This is a genomic window from Alteromonas sp. ABD4_190, assembly GCF_056160105.1.
Genome location: NZ_JBSWWN010000001.1, coordinates 3,913,495 through 3,932,751, shown reverse-complemented (window position 1 = coordinate 3,932,751; position 19,257 = coordinate 3,913,495). Strand labels below are relative to the sequence as shown.

16 protein-coding genes are annotated in these 19,257 nt (G+C 44.9%); 11 read left to right on the top strand and 5 right to left on the bottom strand.

Annotated elements, in window-relative coordinates; all coding sequences use genetic code 11:
• Positions 1-18: 18 nt before the first annotated feature.
• Together ACXAFM_RS17185 and ACXAFM_RS17180 are read right to left on the bottom strand one after the other, a co-directional pair.
• Positions 19-411: a SufE family protein gene (locus ACXAFM_RS17185; protein WP_474831192.1), complete on the bottom strand. Its 393-nt coding sequence runs from the start codon at positions 409-411 to the stop codon at positions 19-21.
• Positions 412-427: 16 nt separating this feature from the next.
• Complete coding sequence (locus tag ACXAFM_RS17180; RefSeq protein ID WP_474831190.1) at positions 428-823, bottom strand: DUF2750 domain-containing protein; 396 nt, start codon at positions 821-823, stop codon at positions 428-430.
• Positions 824-1,097: 274 nt separating this feature from the next.
• On the opposite strand from ACXAFM_RS17180, the gene ACXAFM_RS17175 reads away from it, so the two are divergent.
• The 5 genes from ACXAFM_RS17175 (at position 1,098) to ACXAFM_RS17155 (ending at position 6,220) form a co-directional block, all read left to right on the top strand.
• The gene (locus ACXAFM_RS17175) at positions 1,098-1,778 is read left to right on the top strand and encodes a heme oxygenase-like domain-containing protein (RefSeq protein WP_474831188.1); all 681 of its coding nucleotides are present in this window, start codon (positions 1,098-1,100) and stop codon (positions 1,776-1,778) included.
• A gap of 230 nt (positions 1,779-2,008) precedes the next feature.
• On the top strand, positions 2,009-2,818 hold the full coding sequence (gene xthA, locus ACXAFM_RS17170; RefSeq protein ID WP_474835481.1) for an exodeoxyribonuclease III: 810 nt from the start codon (positions 2,009-2,011) through the stop codon (positions 2,816-2,818).
• 42 nt (positions 2,819-2,860) lie between these two features.
• Positions 2,861-3,502 carry an energy-coupling factor ABC transporter permease gene (locus ACXAFM_RS17165; RefSeq protein WP_474835479.1) on the top strand — a complete coding sequence of 214 codons (642 nt, stop codon included), beginning with the start codon at positions 2,861-2,863 and terminating at the stop codon, positions 3,500-3,502.
• Between the two features lie 103 nt (positions 3,503-3,605).
• Positions 3,606-4,781: an FIST signal transduction protein gene (locus ACXAFM_RS17160; protein ID WP_474835477.1), complete on the top strand. Its 1,176-nt coding sequence runs from the start codon at positions 3,606-3,608 to the stop codon at positions 4,779-4,781.
• Complete coding sequence (locus tag ACXAFM_RS17155; RefSeq protein ID WP_474831181.1) at positions 4,778-6,220, top strand: ATP-binding protein; 1,443 nt, start codon at positions 4,778-4,780, stop codon at positions 6,218-6,220. The genes ACXAFM_RS17160 and ACXAFM_RS17155 overlap by 4 nt, the downstream gene beginning before the upstream one ends.
• Before the next feature lie 23 nt (positions 6,221-6,243).
• Here the strand turns inward: ACXAFM_RS17155 and ACXAFM_RS17150 are convergent, their stop codons facing one another.
• Positions 6,244-6,807, bottom strand: a complete 564-nt coding sequence (locus tag ACXAFM_RS17150; protein WP_118489551.1) for a phosphoribosyltransferase — start codon at positions 6,805-6,807, stop codon at positions 6,244-6,246.
• Positions 6,808-6,884: 77 nt separating this feature from the next.
• Positions 6,885-8,207, bottom strand: coding sequence for an FtsX-like permease family protein (locus ACXAFM_RS17145; RefSeq protein ID WP_474835475.1), 1,323 nt, complete (start codon positions 8,205-8,207; stop codon positions 6,885-6,887).
• A gap of 192 nt (positions 8,208-8,399) precedes the next feature.
• On the opposite strand from ACXAFM_RS17145, the gene ACXAFM_RS17140 reads away from it, so the two are divergent.
• The 4 genes from ACXAFM_RS17140 (at position 8,400) to ACXAFM_RS17125 (ending at position 15,017) form a co-directional block, all read left to right on the top strand.
• Positions 8,400-9,002 (top strand): PilZ domain-containing protein, encoded by a 603-nt coding sequence (locus ACXAFM_RS17140; RefSeq protein ID WP_474835473.1) that lies wholly within the window; start codon positions 8,400-8,402, stop codon positions 9,000-9,002.
• Positions 9,003-9,060: 58 nt separating this feature from the next.
• A complete protein-coding gene (mfd, locus tag ACXAFM_RS17135) occupies positions 9,061-12,558 on the top strand; it encodes a transcription-repair coupling factor (protein WP_474835471.1) in 3,498 nt (1,165 codons plus the stop codon).
• A 1-nt stretch (position 12,559) separates the two neighbouring features.
• Positions 12,560-14,320 carry a CsiV family protein gene (locus tag ACXAFM_RS17130; RefSeq protein WP_474835469.1) on the top strand — a complete coding sequence of 587 codons (1,761 nt, stop codon included), beginning with the start codon at positions 12,560-12,562 and terminating at the stop codon, positions 14,318-14,320.
• 181 nt (positions 14,321-14,501) lie between these two features.
• Entirely contained in the window at positions 14,502-15,017 is a 516-nt protein-coding gene (locus tag ACXAFM_RS17125; protein ID WP_474835467.1) for a cob(I)yrinic acid a,c-diamide adenosyltransferase, read from the top strand.
• A 130-nt stretch (positions 15,018-15,147) separates the two neighbouring features.
• On the opposite strand, the gene nagZ is transcribed toward ACXAFM_RS17125, so the two are convergent.
• Positions 15,148-16,158 carry a beta-N-acetylhexosaminidase gene (gene nagZ / locus ACXAFM_RS17120; RefSeq protein ID WP_474835572.1) on the bottom strand — a complete coding sequence of 337 codons (1,011 nt, stop codon included), beginning with the start codon at positions 16,156-16,158 and terminating at the stop codon, positions 15,148-15,150.
• Positions 16,159-16,256: 98 nt separating this feature from the next.
• Here nagZ and ACXAFM_RS17115 point away from each other — a divergent pair, with 98 nt between their 5' ends.
• On the top strand, positions 16,257-18,734 hold the full coding sequence (locus ACXAFM_RS17115) for a penicillin acylase family protein (protein WP_474835466.1): 2,478 nt from the start codon (positions 16,257-16,259) through the stop codon (positions 18,732-18,734).
• Positions 18,731-19,201 carry a Cys-tRNA(Pro) deacylase gene (gene ybaK, locus ACXAFM_RS17110; RefSeq protein ID WP_474831174.1) on the top strand — a complete coding sequence of 157 codons (471 nt, stop codon included), beginning with the start codon at positions 18,731-18,733 and terminating at the stop codon, positions 19,199-19,201. The genes ACXAFM_RS17115 and ybaK overlap by 4 nt, the downstream gene beginning before the upstream one ends.
• Positions 19,202-19,257 lie beyond the last annotated feature (56 nt).

Here is a 19,257-nt window from a genome sequence, read left to right as displayed (position 1 = left end):
GGGGCGAGAAAGAAGCGCCTATACGCACTTCAACTTTGTTATCACCGACTTTATTCCGTTGCCTCGCGACTGGCTTAGATAACGCTCTAACTGGCAGCGAGACAAGTAACTTTCGAAGTCAAAACTTTCACGCTGCGCTTCGGACAAGGTATTGGCTTTTTCAAGTAATACTGCAAGTACACCCCGAATCACCTTACTTGGTGAGTACGCCATTATGCCGCCTTGTTCCGTTGAATATGCCATCCACACAGGGCTCTCACACCCTTCAACTGCTGTGTCTGAAGTACGTTCGTCTAAAGGGAGTGGCGTTAAAGATTTACCCGCTAACATAAGTGTGCGAGTGAAATCATCCCACCCTTTCGAAGCGGCAAGCGATGAAGCTAAAGGAAGCAAAGTTTCATCCGAATTCATCTGCTATAAGCCCAGTTCAGTTGCCGTTTAGTTCGGCAGCTAAATCTTCTGCGGTCATAACTAAGTTTTCAACGTCGCTTGTTGTTGGAAACATAACCAGTTCCACACCATTTTTTGTGAGACCAGGCAACCAAGTTTCTGTAAATTCAGCCAATTCAACGCTTACGCATTGGCCTTCTATTTCATTTATTTCTACGAACTTTTGCGCCAAGTCGCGATGTGGGAATACGGGTAATTGAACACTCTCGCCGCCTTCGAACATAACAAAGCCTTCACTGCCCTGTATCATCCATATTTCTTTTGCTTTCGCTATATAGCTAACAACAAGTTCTTGTCGTTCTTCAGCACTTAGCTTCATTGCCTGCTCAATGACCGCATCGTTCAACTTGTCTGCAATTGTTTCTGGAAACACGCTTATTCACCTATCTCAAAATTTGTGGCAAGTATACCCGCACCAGCAAAAGGCGCAATGCAATAGTCACCAAAACCTCTCTTACAAAGACACCCACGCTAAAGGCAGCATAACCATCCTTACAAAGACACCCATGCTAAAAGCAGCATAACCATCCTTACAAAGACACCCACCCAAACCAACAATCAACCAAGCTCATTTGAAATTATTTAGCTTTTCTTCAATTCACTACCGGTTACAGAGACACCCATGCTAAAGTAAAGCCCAATCGATAATGACTACTCAGCAACAACGCCAAGACACTTATACCATGCGCAACCTTTTCACTGCTCTTAAGCAAGACACCCATGCAAACCACGATATTTTGGAAAACACCTTCCCATTTTCTATCTATCACAAAGACAGTTTGTTCGATGAAAAGGCATACCTCGCTATTTTAAAGATCATGAGTAAGTTCCACCAAGTAGCGGCAAACGCTGTTCAGCAAGCTGAATTCAAAGTTCCTGCCCTTGAAACAGTGGCTTCGATGATAAACAGTGGCGTAATTCAAGATGCGCTAAATCAAGACATTGTTGCGCTTACCAAAGATTCACTTAACAAAGACACCCACCACAACAGACCATCTATGCCATTCAGCAGCTCGCCCACCAGCCAAGCTATTTCAGCTATATACGTATGGTTAGGCTCATCGATGGGAGCGAATATTATTGTTCGTAGGTTAAATGCCATGGAGCGCGACATACCTACAAACTATTACCAAGCAATGGCTGGGTGTGCGAAAGCATGGGTGTCATTCAAACAAGAAGTCGAAAAGTTACTCCCTGAACTCGATTTAGAAAGTGAAAGCTTTGTTGCAGATGCAGTAAAAGATGCGAATGCATGGTTTGAATATTTGATTTCATTAGCTGATGCTGAAATGCACAACAGCATAAGTCAGGCTGCTGGAGCTAGCTAGCATAGCGCTTTTAAATACAAAGACTACTTCCGCAATAAGTAAATATCGCGCGGTAATTAGTTTCAATCACACCCACCGGCATCACCGGGCGGCACGCAAGCTTCATAGCTATAAATAAACTTAATCCATCCAATCGACTGGATGCATTAATATAACGGCAGTTCTTCGTTAAGCGCTTGCTTAGTTTCTGATAGACTTAACGCAACGTTGAAACAACAAAAAACATAAACATGAAAGTAATCTCATTTAATATAAACGGTATACGCGCCCGCTTGCATCAACTACAAGCGGTTATAGACGCTCACCAACCTGACATTATTGGTTTGCAAGAAATTAAGGTCCACAACGAACAGTTTCCATTAGAAGCCGTTGAAGCCATGGGCTATCACGTTTATTTCCACGGGCAGAAAAGTCACTACGGCGTAGCGTTTTTAGCAAAGAAAGAACCCCTTTCTGTAGCGAAGGGGTTTCCTACCGACGAGGAAGATGCCCAGCGTAGAATGATCATCTTGAAAACCACTGATGAATCTGGCGAACCGGTAACTATCCTCAACGGCTACTTTCCACAAGGTGAGAACGAAAAGCACGAAACAAAATACCCTGCTAAGCGCAAGTTTTATAAAGATTTAATGACGTATTTGAACGAGAACCACACGCCAGATGAGAACGTTATAGTGATGGGCGATGTAAACATCTCCCATACAGATTTAGATATTGGCATTGGTGAAGAAAACAAAAAGCGCTGGTTGAGAACAGGCAAGTGCAGCTTTTTACCGGAAGAGCGTGTGTGGTTGAACACACTTATCGATTGGGGTTTTGAGGATAGCTTTAGAACTCTCAATCCTGAAACTAATGACAAGTTTTCGTGGTTCGACTATCGCTCAAAAGGTTTTAACGACAACCGCGGCCTTCGCATAGACCTGATACTGGCTACAAAAACTTTGCATTCACGTCTGCACGATGCTGGCATTGATTATGAATTAAGAGGCATTGAAAAGCCGTCCGATCACGCCCCAATTTGGGCTGAATATAAAAAGTAGTTGGCCGTTAGCGTATAAAGTAGCCCCAGATAAGGAGTACTAGTGAGTTCATTACAGTTGTTGGCATTGCTAATCTATGGCGCGTTTTTGTTAGGCGCGGTTAAGCACATCGACTTTACTCACTTTGCTCGCAACAAACAGCAGCAACACCTTATGTTCGGCACAGCTGCTTCTCTATTTGTGCTTTGGTTGTTTAAAGCGGGGATTTTTGAAGGCTTAGATGTTCATTTTCTAGGCCTTTCTGTCCTAACCCTTATGTTGGGCTTTAGAAATGCAATTATTGCCTCGTTTATCGCGCTTTTGGGGGCAAACTTAATAGGTTACGGCACGTGGGAAAATTTCGGTGTGAATGGTCTGCTTGGAACTATTTTACCAATTGGAACAACTTACCTTTTCTACATGTTGTCTTTCCACCGTATCCCCAGACAACTGTTTGTATATATCTTTGTGTGTGCATTTTTTCCTGCCGCACTATCAATCGCTCTTAAAACCTTATCGCTAGGCGCCTTCTATTATTTTGAAGGTACGTATACTTGGGACATCGTTTTCGATAACTATATTTTACTCATTCCGCTATTGGTGTTTCCAGAAGCTCTTCTAAACGGAATGGCTATTACCCTACTCGTTATTTACCAGCCAACTTGGGTGTATACCTTCCACGACAAATTTTACCTCGACAATTAAACCCTTTACCTCTTCAAATCACTTCACTTATTAAACTAAAAGTTAATAAGCTTTTTCTAATTTCAATCTATGATTAAAGAGTGAAGTCGAGTGGTAGAGCTAAATGAAAATTCAGACATTTGCATTACAGTGCGATGGTACTGCAAGCGTAACATCGCAACTAGAGAGTATTTTAGCCGATGAAAGGCCTTCACTACTCATCGGTTACGGCAATGCCGATTTATCATTAGATACATTTACAAGAACTATAACCGATACAGCGCTACCATTTTTCATCTCTAGTTCTTGCTTAGGCGCGTTGCTTTGCGATAACAACATAGCCTCCCCCAACTGTGATTTAGCCTTGTTCTGCATTAACGATGAGAACGGGGCATACGGTGTAGGCAGCGAGGATATAACTGAGTGCGACCCATTTAAAGCGGGAGCAATTTCCTTGCAGAAAGCATTAGCAAACGCAGAGAGGCCATACGAAAGCCCAGCCCTTATCTGGTGCTCGCTTCCCCCTGGCAATGAAGAAAGCATACTCGAAGGTTTTGCCAGCGTTGTAGGAACAAAGGTTCCTATCTTCGGGGGCTCAATGGCAGATAATACTGTTTCAGGCAATTGGTGCACAGTAACAACGACTTCCTCAGGGCCTCAAACCGTTGCCGTAGCAGTTCTATACCCTTCAACACCTTTGGGTTTAAGCTATAGCTCTGGTTACAAACCTACTGAGACTGTGTTTAAAGCCACTACTGCCAAAGGCCGACAACTTCACCAACTCGATAATGGTAAAGCCAGCACTATCTACAATAATGCGACTAATGGCTTGATTGCACAACAGCTTAACGGCGGGCGAATATTAGGTCTTACTTCAAAAGCGCCTTTGGGTAAGCCAGTTGCGTTGGACAATGGTGCAGTAAACTATCTTCTCTGCCATCCCGACTCGGTAGACGACGATGGGACCCTTCATGTTTTTTCCGAAGTACAAGAAGGCGAAGAGCTGGTTTTAATGGAAGGCAATATTACAAGCCTCACCTCTCGTGCAGAGCGTGTTATCAATAATGCAATAATGCTGCTTCCGGAAAACAAAACGCCCGTTGGCGTATTGATGATTTATTGCGCCGGATGCCGGTTAATGGTTGGTGATGAGATAAATGCGATGTTGAACTCGTTACAAAAAACGTTTCTATCGCTACCTATTTGTGGCCCATTTACGTTTGGCGAACAGGGGCGCTTTTTAGACGGCAAAAACAGACACGGTAACCTTATGATATCAGCGGTAGTGTTTTCTCGATGAATAAAGATTACGAAAATGTTTTAGAAGATCTAGCCCTTGTTTACCGTTTGAAGCAACAAGCTGAGGCCCATAAAAAAGAAAGCGATGTCTTGCTAGAGGGCACGCGGGTGCTGCTTACTGCTGAGGATGAAACAGATCTTTATAAGAAGATGTTTAGCGTTTTTAAGGGGCTTTACAACTACGAAGTATGCTTTGTTCTTCAAAACGAAAGTGCGGGCAAAATGAGGTGTATAAATAGCACGCATGATGCTTTATATGATACGGTTTGGAAGATAGACGACACCCTTTCTCGCGCAGTCAAAAGTGAACCCGTTGCATTATTTAATATTCAACAACAACCTACTTGGCAACAGCACCTAGCCTTATTTGAATCTCCTGTCACATCGGTGCTCTACTGCCCATTTAAAGTACATCAGCAACAGGCCGTTATTGTTTTTTGTCATCAATCTCTGGGTTACTACACCCAGGAATACGTAGATATGGCCAATAGATACCGTACCTTTACCGAGCAAATGGCAATGGGTATGCAGGCAAAATTAATGACGCTGGAAACAGTCAGGCTGAAAGAAGAAAAAGCCAAAGTAGAAAAAAGCCTTATCGATTCTGAAAAAATGGCTTCTCTAGGGTTATTGGCAGCAGGTGTGGCCCACGAAATAAATAACCCAATAGCGTTTATCAACAGTAACATTCACTTTTTAAGAAACGTATTGCCTGCTTTATCTCAGATGCAGGACATAGTGCTGCAGTTGGCATCAAGTGCTAGCGATAAAGAAAGGTTAGAAATAGCGCAAAAAGCAATCCTATGGCAATCGCACAATAAGTTAGATTCACTAAGTGATGAAATTGCAGATATTTGTGGGGAATCTGAAGAAGGCTTAAAAAGAGTCACTGACATAATCACCAGCCTTCGTTCCTTTTCTCATGATGCCGACATCCCTGATGATGAAACTATTAATGTAAATGACTGTATTGGGCATGCCTTAAGGTTAGTAAATAGCGAATTAAAACACCGCATCAAAATACAACAGCACTTAACAGAAGTCCCGCTAATTAAAGGTAAAACCGGAAAGTTAAATCAGGTGTTGGTGAACCTTTTTGTCAATGCTGCGCAAGCGATGGATGATGGAGACAAGCTAACCATCTCTTCTTTTGAAGAAGATAACCATACTGTTATCACCATCAAAGATACGGGTTGTGGTATAGAAAAACACGCTCTGCAAAAACTTTTCGAGCCGTTTTACACCACTAAGCCTACAGGTAAAGGAACGGGTTTAGGACTTTATATTTCTTTTTCTATCGTTGAGGCCATGGGCGGCACTATTGCCGTAGATAGCGAGGTTAACGTGGGTACTACGTTTACGCTCTCGTTTCCAACGAATTTAGCCAATAAAAAAACCGCACAATCGTGCGGTTTAGATACGTTCGATAGCGATTTGTAATCGCTATTAAAGCTATATGGCTGTTACTTCTGGAATAAAATGTCCATAACGTCAGCTAACTCGCCCTTTCCTTCACGGATCTCTTCTTCTGACAGACCTGCAATTTCGTGAGGAAACACTAGCCATTCATCACTTTCGTTTACGTAGTAATCTGGCACGATATCAGTAGTGTTGTTTTGAGGCTTATACCAAGGGCACGCAATGCGAATATCTTTTGGCATGTTCAAGCGCATAAGCTTGTTAATTTGCTTGATAAGCGCGTCAACACTTCGACCTGAGTCAAAAACATCATCAACAATCAATAACTTATCATCAGCGTTGGCATTTTCGACCAAGTAATGTAATCCGTGCACACGGATTTCTTTCGACTGTTTATTGATTCCATAGTAAGACGAAGTACGTACCGCGATATGGTCGGTCGACGTATCTTTAAATTCAAAGAATTCTTGAACTGCGATACCAATTGGAGCACCACCACGCCAAATACCAATAATAAAGTCAGGGCGGAAGCCGTCTTCATACACCTTTGCCGCTAAGCGAAAGGAATCCTGTAGAAGCGATTGCGAGGTGATAAAATTCTTGTTCATGACGTCTCACTGAGCAAATTTTAAAAGACCGCGAGTATAGTGAATTTCGCGGTCTTTTGCACGGTAAATTCAACTATTTATTCGTTTTGAAGAGCCTGAGACGGTGCAATTTTCATCGCTTTGCGTGCAGGATAAACGCTGGCTAAAACGCACAACAATAACGACAGCAAAGTAATGCTTATAATTTGCACTACGTCCATTTCAATGGGCAGCCCTCTTCCGTCAGCCGCTAGCGCCAACGGTGAACCTATTGCATCCAGAATATTATTTAGCTGAAGCGTTATAAAGACACCCAAGATAAGCCCAATACCTGCGCCTTTTATGCCATTAAATAAGCCATTCAAAACAAAAATCCACATTACCGTACTCGGCAACATACCTTGAGTTTGAAGTACCGCAATATCGCCCTGCTTTTCGGTTACTACCATTACCAGTGCAGACACTATGTTAAATGCAGCTACAGCGATAATAAGTAACAACATGAGTGTCATCATATTCTTTTCCATTTTTACTGCATCAAACAGCGGTCCCTGGCGCTCCCGCCACGTCCTAATATTATTTACAGAGACACCCACCCTATCTGTTAACTCATCAACCACCGCTTGGTAGTTGAACGCATCATCCAGAAAGAGACGCAATGATTGTTCACTGCCTTTGGGGTCTCTCATTAAGCGATTCACATCATCAAGGTTCATGTACATCACCTTGTCATCCATTTGCGAGCCCATATCGAAAACACCCACTACAGTCACAAGCCTCTGACTTGGCATTCTACCAAACGGAGTATAAACACTGGCACCTGCAACCATAACTCGCAGCCGGTCGCCTACACGCGCATCAAGCTTTATAGCCAGTGAACGCCCAATGATGGCGGCGAAACTACCTTTAGCAAGGTCACTGAATCGACCTTGCTCCATATGGTTTGCAACTAAGGTGTGCTCAAGCATCACATCTGGCTGAACACCGTGAACCTGCACGCCGCGCAAGTCTGAGCGTGACTGCACTACGGCTTCAGCTTCTCTGTAGTCCATACTGGCAACAACGCCTTCGATGGGTGTCATGCTAATTTCATTTTGGGTGGGTGTCTTTGCAACTTCTTTTTGGTTGGGTGTCTCTGCAACTTCTTTTTGCTTGGGTGTCTTGCTAAGGCTGTTGCTTGCTATGGGTGTCTTTGTAATTTCAGTCTTTGTAATTTCAATGTGGGGGACTATCCCTAATATGCGCTGTTTTAACTGCCCTTCTAGGCCATTCATTACGGATACTACGATAATAAGCGCCATTAGCCCTAGCGCGATGCCGGCCACTGAAAATCGGTTTATAAATGAGACAAAACTGGTTTGGCTTGCTTTGTTAGACTTGGCATAACGATAAGCAATGAATGCAGAAAGAGGATAAAACATAGCGCCTTGCTTTTCAGTAATACGGTAATCTGCCTTACATTTAGCTAAGCTTAGTGAATAAATAATTCAGATAAGTAGCCCAAAGGCGAGATGACGGGTTAACCCCAAAATAGTAAAGTGGGTATACTACATGTGACCGGTATACTACTTATAAGTTATTAGCGGCACAAGAAATAGTGGCAGAGGAATGATGTGAGCGAACTTAGCCTAGAACAAAAAAAAGCCCAATTCGATGAGTATTTTTCTATTGCGCACAGCATAAATGCCAATGTGCGCCCGTTAGGTGACAATGAAAAAGTACCTGATGAGGACAACCTTGAAGACTCGATGCCCTATGCATTTCGCATTGCCAGCGAAATGGCCGCGTTAGAAGCGCAGGCAATTCGCCCTTTAAGAAACTTAGGTGATCACGCCGAAACCTTGGCGGAATACCTAAATCATCAGTCGCGAAAAATTGACCTGATGATGTCCTTTGTATTGCATCAACAAGATGAGCCCGAATACCGTTTCAAAACCGTAAAACTCGGTGGTGGTGGTGTAATTATTGAATCGTCTGACGCGCTGAACGTAGGTACTAGAGCAGAGCTAAAGCTTTTTCTTGATGCCGAAGCCGCAGCAATTTTTTGTTTTGGTGAAGTAATTACTTGCGAGCAAGTTGAAGATAGTTACCATATCGCCTTTATTTTTAATACCATTCGAGAGCAAGATCAAGAGCTTTTAGTTCGCGCCAGTTTGCATATTCAAACACAGCAACTAAGAAAACGGGCGAAAGAAAAAAAAGCGGGATCTGAATAGCTCCTAACAACAGTATATAAGCCGTAAAACTCATCTTGCATTTAAAAAACAGGACGTCATGACAGCCACTTTATTATCGCTTCCATTACCTGCGCCTAAAAAAGAAGCCTCATCACAAGATCACAAACAATGGGGCCAACTGCAAGGCAGCAGCGCCGCGCTATGTATTAGCCAAACGCTAAACCAATACAAAGGCCCTATTGTATTAATCACCGCCGATACGCCATCGGCAATGAAGCTTGAAAAAGAAATAGCATTTTTCTTAAGCGATAAGCAAAAAGATACGCCCATTACCCTGTTCCCAGACTGGGAAACGCTGCCATACGATTCCTTTTCGCCTCACCAGGATATCGTATCGCAAAGATTAGAAACCCTGTTTCGCTTTACCCAACAAGTCGAAGGCGTTTTTATTGTTCCTGTTAACACGCTAATGCAGCGCCTTGCGCCTACCGACTATTTAGCAAAGTACCTACTGATGCTAAATAAAGGCGACACCTTAGACAGAGATCAATTCAGACGCAACTTAGAACAAGCTGGCTATCTTCACGTTAGCCAGGTAATGAGCCATAGCGAATTCTCGGTACGCGGCAGCATTATCGACCTATTCCCAATGGGTAGTGACCAGCCGTTTCGAATAGACTTGTTCGACGATGAAATCGACTCTATTCGCTATTTCGATACTGAAACTCAGCGCTCTGGCGAAGCGGTAAATAAAATTCGTTTATTACCGGCTCGCGAATTCCCAACAGATAAAGAAGCGATAACCCTTTTCCGCCAGCAGTTTTTAGAAAAATTTGACGCCAACAACGCCTCTGAAAGCGTCTTTTCGCAAGTAAGCAAAGGCACCATGCCAAGCGGTGTGGAATATTACTTGCCTTTATTTTTCAAACAAACCGCGACTTTGTTCGATTACCTTCACCCGAAAAGCCTGCTGTTACTTCACGGCGATGTGCAAGACGCCAGCGAGTTCTTCTGGGCCGATGTGCAAGAACGTTACGAGCAGTATCGTTATAACTTAGCTCGCCCGCTACTGGCGCCAGATGAACTATTCTTACCCATTAACGAGCTGTTCGGGGCTATTAAACAGTGGCCTCGTGCGTCGCTTTCCAGCAAGGTACTTGAAGAAAAACAAGGTTCTACCAACCTTCAGTGCGAAAAACTGGATGACATTGCGATTAACTCGCAGAAAAAAGTACCTGCTGAACGACTTATTAAAGCCGTAAATCAGGCTACTGACAACGGGGCTAAAGTACTGTTTTGTGCTGAAACCCAAGGTCGCCGAGAGGGGTTGCTTACGGTACTTGCCAAAGCTGGCATAAAACCAAAAATTGTTGATAGCTTTAGCGACTTCATCGCAAGCCACGACAGTATTGGTATTACCGTGGGTATGGTTGATAACAGCTTTCGCTGGCAAACCCAGGAAGGCGAGCTGTTATTTATCACAGAAACGGAGCTATTAGGCCAAAAAGTAAGTCAGCGCCGTTTACGCGATAAGCGCTCCGCCACCGATGAAAGCGCGATTATCCGCAACCTAGCCGAGCTTTCTATTGGCCAACCTGTAGTGCATTTAGACCACGGCGTGGGCCGTTACCTAGGCTTGCAAACGCTAGATGCAGGCGGTGTTGCAACCGAATACTTGTGTATTGAGTACGCCAAACAATCAAAATTGTACGTACCCGTTGCGTCACTCCATTTAATTTCGCGCTACACGGGCGGAGACGCAGATAGCGCACCAGTAAGTGCTTTAGGTTCTGACGCCTGGACGAAAACCAAGCAAAAAGCCGCTGAAAAAGTCCGTGACGTTGCCGCAGAACTATTGGATGTATATGCACGCCGCGCTGCTAAACCTGGCTTTGCTTACAATATAAACTGGGACGACTACCAAGCATTCTCAGACAGCTTCCCCTTTGAAGAAACGCCCGACCAGGCGCAAGCTATCGCTGCGGTCATGCACGACATGGGAAGCCCATCAGCGATGGATCGCCTAGTATGCGGCGACGTAGGCTTCGGTAAAACCGAGGTTGCCATGCGTGCGGCATTCCTAGCCGCAAATGCAGGTAAACAGGTAGCTATATTAGTGCCTACCACCCTGCTAGCGCAGCAACACTATGAGAACTTTAAAGACCGCTTCGCTGCCTGGCCGTTTGAAATTGAAGTAATGAGCCGCTTTGTAAGTGGTAAAGCGCAAAAGTCTGTGGTGGAGCGTATTGGCGAAGGTAAAGTCGATATCGTGGTAGGCACGCATAAGTTGCTATCTAGCGATATTAAGTACAAAGACTTAGGCCTTGTGATTATCGACGAAGAACATCGCTTTGGTGTGCGTCAAAAAGAGAAGCTAAAATCTTTACGTGCAGATGTAGATATTCTAACCCTTACCGCTACGCCTATTCCTCGTACGCTAAACATGGCGTTATCTGGCATGCGCGACTTATCTATTATTGCTACAGCGCCGGCCCGTCGTTTATCAATTAAAACCTTTGTGCAGCAGCGCAATAAAGCCGTTATCCGTGAAGCTATCATGCGTGAAATATTACGTGGCGGTCAGGTTTACTTCCTTCACAATGAAGTAGAAAGCATTGCACGAACGGTGGAAGAGATTGCCGAAATTGTTCCCGAAGCACGTATTGCAATGGGGCACGGTCAAATGCGCGAGCGCGAACTAGAAGGCGTAATGAGCGACTTCTACCACCAGCGCTACAACGTGCTTGTTTGTACCACTATCATTGAAACAGGTATCGACGTACCAAGTGCAAACACCATTATTATGGACAGGGCCGACCATTTAGGTTTAGCACAGCTTCACCAACTTCGTGGTCGCGTGGGTCGTTCACACCACCAAGCCTACGCTTACCTGTTAACACCGCATCCAAAGCGCATGACCAAAGATGCAGTGAAACGCTTAGAAGCCATATCTCAACTTGAAGATTTAGGTGCAGGTTTCGCCCTTGCTACCCACGACTTGGAAATTCGTGGGGCTGGTGAGCTTTTAGGTGACGACCAATCAGGGCAAATCGCCAGTATTGGTTTCAGCCTTTACATGGATATGCTCGATAAAGCCGTTAACGCCCTTAAAGATGGTCGTGAGCCGTCGTTAGACGATGCAACATCAGGGCACACTGAGGTAGAACTGCGTATTCCTGCTCTATTGCCTGAAGATTATATTGCCGACGTCAACACCCGCCTATCGCTATACAAGCGTTTGGCAAGCTGTACTAACCAAGACGATATTGATGAGTTCCAGGTAGAGTGCATTGACCGTTTCGGTCTTTTACCAGAACCAGCTAAAAACTTGATAGAAGTAGCTGAAATTAAACTAAAAGCCCAAGAGTTAGGCATTCTAAAAGTAGACTTGTCGGCCCAAGGCGGTACCATAGAGTTCAAAGAAAACACTAAGGTCGACCCAAGCTTTATTATTAGCTTGGTACAAACCAAACCCAATACCTTTAAGTTTGAAGGTAGCCAAAAACTGCGTTTGGTGAAAAAGACCGAAACAGCTAAAGAACGCATCGCGTTTATTAGCGATATTATTGCCGATTTTGCAAAGGAGTCGCGATAACATGAAGTTATCTCGCTGGTGCCCGTTAGTCGCATCAATAAGCGCCGTATTTTTAACTACAATTTCGACCACAGCTTATGCCAACGATAACTGGTGGTTCGATGTGGAAGTGATTGCGTTTAAGCGCAATGTGGCACTGACTGAGTTAGAAGAGCAGTTTTCGCTAGCCGACAACTTAAACGCCCCTCGCGCTCAGGCAGACATCATTAGCGATGTAATTGCACCCGACATTAGCTATTTAAAGCAAGGTTTAGCCGTTTGCGGTGAAGCCTCTACAATCAAATGGCCAAACGAAACCCTTTTTGAAATTCCATCGAAAGATGTAGATTTTTTGTCGCTATCTACCCAATCTAGCACACAAAATAGCGTTAAGACTAAGAGTGCCCAACGCAATGATACACAGGGTGTATCGCACTCTGACGCGATAAGCAGCACCTACGGTGATGCTTCAAGCTTGGCGGCAGGCGTCTCGTCTCGCACTTCAGATGAAAATAATCAAAGGGAAACGGCGTTTAACAAACGCCAAGATAACGTAGTTTATTCATCAACTGGGTATACCAGCAACGCAGATTATTCAAATGCCGAGACCGCAGGTAACACACCAGATGCAACAACTATCGCTAGCTACTGGACATCGTTTTTTGGGGTAAAACAAACTACGCCCGTTGCTGTTCCCAAGTTTAAATATTGCGAAGAAGCAAAACCTTGGCTTAGCGCAGAAATTACCACTGTACTAAACGTTATGGCCTCGACAGAGGGCGACGTGAACAGTAATACAATAACAAGCGCTATTTCAGATAACACGGGGGCAATTCAGTCTGCACTGAAGCCGGCAATTGTTTGGAAGGTCAACAAACCAGACAACAGAATGCCTGCCCCTGCTAATCTACCCATTATAGTTGAAGGGCACGACTGGCCACTAGCCTCAAAAGCTCACCTGCTTACCAGTAATCAACAGGCGCTATCGTCTATATCTCGCCAAATTCGCTCGAACCGACAGCTAGAACGCTTATTTCATGCTACCTGGCGTCAGCCCGTTATGTTTGGCAAAAATAAGGCTTTTGATGTACGCCTCTACGGTGGCCAAAACTACACGCAGCAATTCGATTTAAATGGCGACATGCGAGAGCAAGTGCAGTCCACCGCTGATATTAGCCAATCGCAAAATGGCAAGTCGGAATTTGGATATGATGTAACCGCAGGTTTAAGCGCTAATAACACATCAAATTCGCCAAACGACGACGCATTTAGCCCCGTAAGCACAAGCGAAGATGCGAATAGCGCATACAATACTTCAGCATTGAGCGATGGTGAGTTAGCTAGCATGTCTGATATTTTTGCTGACTTAGACCGCCGGCTTTCAAACCCACAAGCTATAAAGTATGAAGCGTTTAAGGCGCTAGATACCGCCATAATTGTGGAGCAAGGCGACGACAGCGCCCTAGACCCATCGCTTAGAACACCCATATGGGAAATTGACGGTACAATAAAAGTATTTCTTAAATACATCAATCGCGTGCCGTATCTTCATGTGGATGGCAAGATGTTCTATCGCCAGCCAGTGCCGCTAAGTTACTTTAGTAGTGAAGAAAGTAACGCTGCATCAGCTGACCAAGCAACACCAACCGAATATAAGTTAGTGTCAGTTCCGCTGGCCGAGCAGCGACGCGTAATAAGCACTCAATTACACTATTTCGACCACCCCTTGTTTGGGTTTGTAGTTCAGGTTCGCCGATACAACCGCCCTAACGTCAGTGAGTAGCGTTTTTCGGGCCTGGCATAGCAATAGCGCTTCCAGCTTTATGGTTGCTAACCGATGGTTGCTGGTCGCTGGTTGCGAGTTGCGAGTTGCGAGTTGCGAGTTGCGAGTTGCGAGTTTGCAGCATTTAGTGGCATAACGCGTAAAAGCAGAACAAGAAAAGAGTTAAGAAAATAAGGTTTTTATGAAAATTTACACTCGCTCTGGCGATAAAGGCAGTACGCAAATTTATGCCGACAAAGCCGTACGTGTTGATAAAGACGATTTGGTTGTACAAAGCTACGGTGACATGGACGAACTAAATAGCCATATTGGTTTGCTAGCCGCTTACGTTGCTGACGAACATAAGCCAATGCTGCACGACATTCAGCGTAACCTGTTCCAAGCTGGCTTTGCCATCTCTGCAAGCTCTACATTGAAGCAAGCCGACGTTGCAAGCTTAGAAAGCCTGATAGACACCATTACTAATAAAATGCCGCCCAATACTTCGTTCGTACTGCCCGGTGGCTGTAAAGCTGCTGCACAAGCTCATGTATGCCGAGCCGTATGTCGTCGTGCTGAACGTGCTGTTATCAGCCTTGCCAAACACTACGACGTACCCGAAGTGGTGCACGCGTACTTGAACCGCTTGAGTGATTTCCTTTTCACCTTTGCGCGCTTTATGAATGTAGAAGCCGGGGTAGAAGAAACCGAGGTGTAAAGTGTCGGTGTCGATTTACCAATGATGCGCCAGGGGAAACAGGCAGTCATAAAATCAGCTATAAAGCAGGCAAACGTACACCGAGATAACTTACTAGCATAAATGAAGAATAAAACGGTAGGTATAACACCTACCGTTCGCTCAGACGCTTAACCATTTCAACAGCACTGTCGTAATTATCATTAAGCCCTACAGGCATAACCCGCCCGTATAGCGCCATAACCCGCTCTTGCTTCTGTGAATCGCCTTCGCTTAAGTTAGAAAAGCGCGCTTCTAATCCATCCAGAATACTCTCGGCCCCTTCGGGATTGTTACAGGCAAGTACCATGTCGCAGCCAGCATCCAGTGCAGCTTCAGCGCGCTCCACATAGCTTCCGGCAACGCTCGCGCCATGCATAGACAAATCGTCAGAAAATACGGCGCCACCAAAACCCAAATCACGCTTAAGCACATCTTGCAGCCATTTTGGTGAAAACCCAGCTGGCTTATTGCACACCTGATTATAAATAACATGGGCAGGCATAACGCCATCAAGCATAGCCCGCTCAACTAAGCGTTCAAACACCACCATATCAGTGCTTCTTATCTCATCGAAATCACGCTCATCTACCGGCAATGCGATATGTGAGTCGGGGGCAACACTGCCGTGCCCAGGAAAATGCTTTCCAATAGCGGGCATATTTACGGTTTTTAACCCTTGTATAAGGTGGGTAGCAAGGCGTATCACCTCGTTCGCATTATCAGCAAATGCTCTATCACCAATAACTTGCGATACACCGTTAATATCAAGCACAGGCGCAAAACTAAAATCAATATCTAAGGTTTTAAGCTCGTGTGCCAATACTAGCCCACACGCCTTAGCATAGGCTGCACTTTCATCCTGATGTTCTGACTGCTTCAGAATACTGCCCATCGCAGGTATAGCGGTAAAGCCCTCGCGAAAGCGCTGAACGCGACCCCCTTCGTGATCAACCGCTATCAGTACGGGGCGTTTGGCATAGCGTCTTATATCTTGAACAAGCGCAGAAAGCTGGCGTTTATCATGATAATTACGACTAAATAAAATTACGCCCCCTACCACTGGATGGGCTAACTTTTCCTTTTCTTCAGGCGCAAGTTCTTCAGCCTGACAATCCAACATTAATGGTCCCACAGCACCGCCTTTGTATATGTCATAAAACATCACTTCAATTTTGCTAGTTCTGTGGTTAGGATAGAGAAAAATAGGGAGTTTTACACGTGATAAATTGGTTCAAGTGGTTGGTTTTAAGTGTTTTAACATTACTTTTAATAGCGGCTTTGGGGCTTTATATATCGCTTCGGCTAAGCTTACCCGCACTTGATGGCAATAGTGCCACCTATCACGTAAACGCACCTACTGAGTTAAGCCGCGACGGCTTAGGTCATGCTGTCATTAACGCCGACGATATTTTCGATGCTGCCTACGCTTTAGGCTTTGCCCACGCACAAGACCGCTTTTTTCAAATGGATCTTCAACGCCGCGCCGCGTCGGGTGGTTTGTCGCAGTGGGTTGGTGATGTAGCACTAGACATTGATAGAAAAGCTCGCTTTCACCAATTTGAAAAACGAGCAAAAGTCGTATTCAAGAACCTGCCTTCAACACAACAAGATTTGTTAGTACGCTACGCTCACGGTGTAAATGACGCACTAGATGAATACACTTTACCGCCGTTCGAGTACCTCGCAGCAGGCGTTGACATAAAACAATGGCAGCCCACCGACAGTATTCTAGTCATCTATAGCATGTATTTGGACTTACAAGGCACCCAAGTAGAGCTAGATTTAGCAAGAGAGGCGCTGCTTTCAACTTTCGGAAATGATATCTATAGCTTTATTACCCAGCCAAGTAACTATCAAGCCGCATTAGATGCCAGCGAAATTCCCTTACTCGAGGCTGAAATACCAGACTACCCTGCCTCCCTTCGTACAGATATAACTGTACCAGCTAGTAGCATTGACGAGCGCGCTGAACAGGGCTCAGACAACAAAACAGTTGAGCCCATAAGCGATAACCAAAGTGAAAATTCAGCATCTATCGAATTTTCACCCCGTAAATATGGCAAACCTGAATCTACACCAAGTAAAATCATCAATAAAGACACCGCAATTGCTCGTGCCGAATATAACGGCACTGAGCTACCCGACATCGGCAGTAACAACTGGGCAGTAACAGGGAACTACACATCAACAGGTGCAGGCCTTTTAGCCAACGACATGCACTTAGGCTTACGTGTGCCAATTATTTGGTATCGCGCCCAGCTTAACTACCAGGAATCGGGTAGCGATGTGCAGGTAACAGGTGTTTCTTTACCTGGCATACCTGGAATTGTAGTGGGTACCAACGGTCATATTGCGTGGGGCTTTACTAACGCAAATCTAGATAATGTGGACTGGATTGAATTAGAGGAAACAACGCCTACCGATACTGTAACAGAGCGTATCTCCCTACCCGATGGCGAACATGAATTCACATTTGAAGTAAGCAAATACGGCCCTGTAAAAGAGCTAAACGATAAACGATACGCGCTCAATTGGGTTGCGCACCACCCTTTTGCTGCCAACTTGAATATTATAAATTTCGGCACGGCCAAGAATGTTCAGACCGCAATAAATACAGCCAAGCGCATTGCCATTCCAACACAGAATCTAGTAGTTGTAGATGAAACTGGTAATGCCGCGTGGCTACCTGGTGGCGCGGTGATGGATAGGCAAACGGCGTCGTTCACCGCCATAAAACAGCAAGATGCAATAGAACCAAAGCGCGCTACACAACTTCCAATGTTAGTAAACCCTGAAATGGGAAGAATATGGACAGCCAATGCCAGAGTTATATCAGCTAAAGATTTCAAAGTATGGGGCGACGGTGGCTATGCCCTTGGCGCCCGCGGGCAACAAATAAGAGACCGACTCTTTGAAAAAGACACGTTCAGTGAAACCGACTTTTACGCTATTCAGCTAGATAATCACGCCCGCTTCCTCATTCCATGGCAGCACCTATTGTACGGCTTGCTTAACATGCAAGACATTGAGTTTAAACCAGACCTTGCTTATTTAAACGCGTGGAAAGAATGCGCCTGTGAAGACTCGGTGGGCTACACCTTAGTTAAGCATTTTAGGCGCGAAGTAATACAAACCCTTTTTGGTGGCATGCTTTCACACTTAGACCAACAAGGCGTAAACAGCCGTACTCTGCTTAGAGGTATTGAGCCTGCCGCTTGGCAGCTTATTCATAGCCAGCCTGATGCATGGCTACCTGCCGACACTGAAAATTTTGACGAGTTATTAGTAGATGCTTACAGACGCGCCAAACACAAATTATTAGATAAGTATTCCCCAGTAGAAGCTAACATGGAAACCTTAGCTTGGGGCAAGGTCAATGCACTATCTGTAGAGCACCCTTTCGCTAGTCAAATTCCACTAGTTGGAAGCATGTTAAATATGCAGCAAGTGGAAGGCTTTGGCGATACTTACATGCCCGCAGTGCAAGCGCCTAATTTTGGTGCTTCTGAGCGATTCTTTGTAAGCCCTGGTCATTTAGAAGATGCCATTCTGACCTTACCTGGTGGGCAGAGCGGACACCCGCTGTCAGAGTTTTTTACAGCAGGTTTTAACGACTATGCCACCCACGCGGCAACGCCTCTACTACCGAGTGAACCTATACATAGCCGAACATTCTATAAAAAAGAGGCTGAATGACACCTGCAATCACACTACTTACCAAAAAGCGTATAGCCCATAAGGTATTAAAGTATGACCACGATGCAAATGCGGCTTCCTACGGACTTGAAGCGGTTGAAAAGCTAAACCTTAACTCCGATACCGTGTTTAAAACCTTAGTGGTGAGTACAGATACCAAAAAACTGGCTGTTGCTGTAGTACCGGTAAATACCAAGCTAAGCGAAAAGAAAATGGCGAAAGCATTAGGTGTGAAAAAGGTAGAAATGGCCCATGCAAACGCGGTAATGGTTGCCACAGGCTATGTATTGGGTGGAGTAAGCCCGTTGGGGCAAAAAAAACGCTTACCAAGCGTTATTCACAAAAGCGCTGAAAATCTGCAAACTATTCACGTAAGCGCGGGAAAGCGAGGGTTAGAAGTGGCGCTTTCCTCTGCCGATTTAGCTTTGCTGACAAGCGCTAAATTTGCAGATATTTCGGTAAATTAACTTAGCGCAATTTAGAACCTCGTTAACTGCGCTAGCAAAAACTAACTGCGCGGTAT

Coding starts and splice junctions, on each gene's coding strand:
- ACXAFM_RS17175 (WP_474831188.1), top strand. CDS start 1,098: ATGACTACTCAGCAACAACGCCAAGACACTTATACCATGCGCAACCTT.
- ACXAFM_RS17150 (WP_118489551.1), bottom strand. CDS start 6,807: ATGAACAAGAATTTTATCACCTCGCAATCGCTTCTACAGGATTCCTTT.
- ACXAFM_RS17145 (WP_474835475.1), bottom strand. CDS start 8,207: ATGTTTTATCCTCTTTCTGCATTCATTGCTTATCGTTATGCCAAGTCT.
- ACXAFM_RS17160 (WP_474835477.1), top strand. CDS start 3,606: ATGAAAATTCAGACATTTGCATTACAGTGCGATGGTACTGCAAGCGTA.
- ACXAFM_RS17155 (WP_474831181.1), top strand. CDS start 4,778: ATGAATAAAGATTACGAAAATGTTTTAGAAGATCTAGCCCTTGTTTAC.
- nagZ (WP_474835572.1), bottom strand. CDS start 16,158: ATGTTGGATTGTCAGGCTGAAGAACTTGCGCCTGAAGAAAAGGAAAAG.
- ACXAFM_RS17185 (WP_474831192.1), bottom strand. CDS start 411: ATGAATTCGGATGAAACTTTGCTTCCTTTAGCTTCATCGCTTGCCGCT.
- ACXAFM_RS17125 (WP_474835467.1), top strand. CDS start 14,502: ATGAAAATTTACACTCGCTCTGGCGATAAAGGCAGTACGCAAATTTAT.
- mfd (WP_474835471.1), top strand. CDS start 9,061: ATGACAGCCACTTTATTATCGCTTCCATTACCTGCGCCTAAAAAAGAA.
- ACXAFM_RS17130 (WP_474835469.1), top strand. CDS start 12,560: ATGAAGTTATCTCGCTGGTGCCCGTTAGTCGCATCAATAAGCGCCGTA.
- xthA (WP_474835481.1), top strand. CDS start 2,009: ATGAAAGTAATCTCATTTAATATAAACGGTATACGCGCCCGCTTGCAT.
- ybaK (WP_474831174.1), top strand. CDS start 18,731: ATGACACCTGCAATCACACTACTTACCAAAAAGCGTATAGCCCATAAG.